This window comes from Mesorhizobium sp. M0437 (assembly GCF_040321335.1).
In the GTDB taxonomy this organism is placed as follows: Bacteria; Pseudomonadota; Alphaproteobacteria; order Rhizobiales; family Rhizobiaceae; genus Mesorhizobium.
The window spans coordinates 1-2,427 of the sequence record NZ_JAMYRK010000166.1 but is presented as its reverse complement, the minus strand read 5'-3'; the positions used below and the strand labels follow the sequence as shown (position 1 = coordinate 2,427).

Annotated in this window: 2 protein-coding genes and 1 pseudogene; 2 read left to right on the top strand and 1 reads right to left on the bottom strand. The window is 61.6% G+C overall.

Going from position 1 to position 2,427, the window contains the following annotated elements:
• Nucleotides 1–205 (top strand): annotated as a pseudogene (locus NKI72_RS34575) (chromate transporter); the annotation flags it as partial.
• 102 nt (nucleotides 206–307) lie between these two features.
• Entirely contained in the window at nucleotides 308–1,588 is a 1,281-nt protein-coding gene (locus NKI72_RS34570; protein WP_352852193.1) for an MFS transporter, read from the top strand.
• Here the strand turns inward: NKI72_RS34570 and NKI72_RS34565 are convergent.
• Nucleotides 1,535–2,077, bottom strand: a complete 543-nt coding sequence (locus NKI72_RS34565; RefSeq protein WP_352694343.1) for a hypothetical protein — start codon at nucleotides 2,075–2,077, stop codon at nucleotides 1,535–1,537. The two genes, NKI72_RS34570 and NKI72_RS34565, sit on opposite strands and share 54 nt — an antisense overlap.
• Nucleotides 2,078–2,427: the final 350 nt, after the last annotated feature.

The following is a 2,427-nucleotide window of genomic DNA, read 5'->3' as shown; positions in this document are numbered from 1 at the left end:
CGTTCAGTTTGGAGCACTGGGCGAGGTCAAAGGGTTCGGCATGACGGTCGATGTGCCCGTGCCCAGCTCCGTCAACATCGCGTCGCTCGTCCTGACATTGAGTGCGCTGCTGGCGGTGTTCCGTTTCAAGATCGGTATGCTCCCGGTGCTCGCCGGCTGTTCGATCCTCGGGCTGCTCTACGGGATGGCAACGGGAGCGATCTAACCCGTGCAGCCAGCGCCGCTTACCAGTGGTGAGGAGGCATCGTTGACGTTACAGTGGCTCGCGCACGGTTTGCGCAAAGCTATTTCGAAGCGGCGCTTCAGGCTGCTTCCTGCCGGTGCTGAGCCGACTGCTGCGAACCTGCTGATATCAAGGGGACTGCGGGCGTTCGGTGACGGTCTGGTCAGCATCCTGCTTCCCGCCTATCTGGCCACGCTCGGCTTCGACGCCTTCGAGATCGGAACCCTGTCGACGGCGACGCTCGCGGGCTCAGCCGTCCTCACCCTGGCTGTTGGGATCGTCGCGCATCGCTTCTCCCGTCGAGCGCTGCTGACCGCAGCGGCTGTCCTGATGATAGCAACGGGGGTCGTCTTCGCTGTCGTTCACGACTTCTGGCCGCTGCTTCTCATCGCGTTCGTCGGCACGCTGAACACATCTTCAGGGGACGTCAGCGTGTTTCTACCGCTCGAACATTCGCAGCTTGCGCAGAGCGTCACCGACCGCGACCGCACGGCGCTCTTTGCGCGCTACAGCCTCATCGGCTCTCTCGCCGGCGCCGTCGGAGCGCTGGCCGCAGGAGCGCCCGACTTTCTCCGCGACGCCATCGGCCTGGAAATGAAGCAGGCCCTCCAGGCAGCTTTTCTATTTTATGCCTCACTTGGGTTGGCGGCGGTGCTCCTCTATCGGCGGCTGCCGAGTGACGCGCCTGATGCAGGCAAAGTGTCGGCACAGCCATTGCGCAGGTCTCGCTCCATCGTTCTGTCACTCGCAGCGCTCTTCAGCCTCGACGCTTTCGCAGGCGGCTTCGTCGTCCAATCGTTGTTGGCCCTCTGGCTCTTTCAACGGTTCGGCCTGTCGCTCGCCGCCACCGGCGCAATCTTCTTCTGGACGGGTGTCCTTTCGGCTGCGTCCTATTTGGTCGCTGTGCGAATTTCCCAGCAGATCGGACTCATAAACACGATGGTGTTTACGCACCTTCCGTCGAGCCTCTGTCTGGTGCTCATCCCGTTCATGCCGAGCGTCGCTCCGGCTATCGCTCTTCTGCTGATTAGAAGCGCGCTGTCGCAGATGGACGTGCCGACCCGCACATCGTACGTCATGGCCGTGGTGACGCCCGAAGAGCGGGCTGCCGCGGCGAGCATCACCGCCGTCCCCCGCAGCCTCGCGGCGGCCGCCAGTCCAGTCCTCGCAGGGGCTCTCCTTGCCGTCTCCAGCTTCGGCTGGCCCCTGATCATCGCCGGTGGGCTGAAAATTATCTACGACCTTCTGCTGCTCGCGACATTTCGCAGTGTTCGCCCTCCAGAGGAGCACGGGGGCGGGAGGAATGACATGTCAGTCGGCCATGATCGAACTGGCAACGACGCGCGGGTTTCCTGGTGGCGTTGAAGGCAGGACCACCAGCCGGACAAATTGCTTACGTCCGCCGGCAACGAGGATGTAGAGACGCGAGAACTCCTCCGTATCGCGATCTTCGGCAATCTTCTCGGCATCCGTACGGGTGAAGAAACTCTTCCGAAATGCCTCTTGATCGATATCGGGAAATGCCAGCGTACACGTCTGCACCGGTTTGCCGCTCATCGTTGCCTTGGTGGTGCCGATGATGGTTCCTGCTGGCAATCCTTCCTCCGCTTCGGCCACCAGCCATGCCTCCACTGAGGTTGGATTAGCGATTGGCGCGAGTTCGGCGAAGCCTGCTTCGGCAATAAGTGTCCACCTGCGTTCGTGCGCGGTCTCTATCATGCGCTCGAAATTGGGACCCTCGGCCAGACAGGTACGGTGAAATTGTTCGACAGCCTGATCCGCATCACTGGCGGCCTGCGCCGGCGACATCGTCAGACCCAAGATGGTCCCTGCCAACGTTAGAAATTGGAACATGTCTATCTCGCGTAGCTGATTGTGGACGAACCACTTATCCTGAACGGGCTACGACACTCGTTGTTCCGGACTGTCGGCGCCTGCATGGCCGGTATCTTGATGGAGGCGCGAAGCGCCTGCGCAGTTGATGCAATGTTCAGGCATCTGGCAACTGATGGAACCATGCCGCACTGGGTTTCGATGACGGACCCTGCTACAGACCCACTCACACCGCCGGGCGGGACCATTTGATCACGTGCTGAGTTCCTGGAGACATCTCCCGGCGCTCGCCGAGGAACCTGCATGTCGTGCTCGCCGGCAACCAGCCCCGGTGGTTTTTCGGGCACTTGGCCTATGTCCCAGTCCACTGT

Excerpts from the sequence above, each read along its gene's own strand:
- NKI72_RS34565 (WP_352694343.1), bottom strand. The coding sequence starts at position 2,077 with ATGTTCCAATTTCTAACGTTGGCAGGGACCATCTTGGGTCTGACGATG.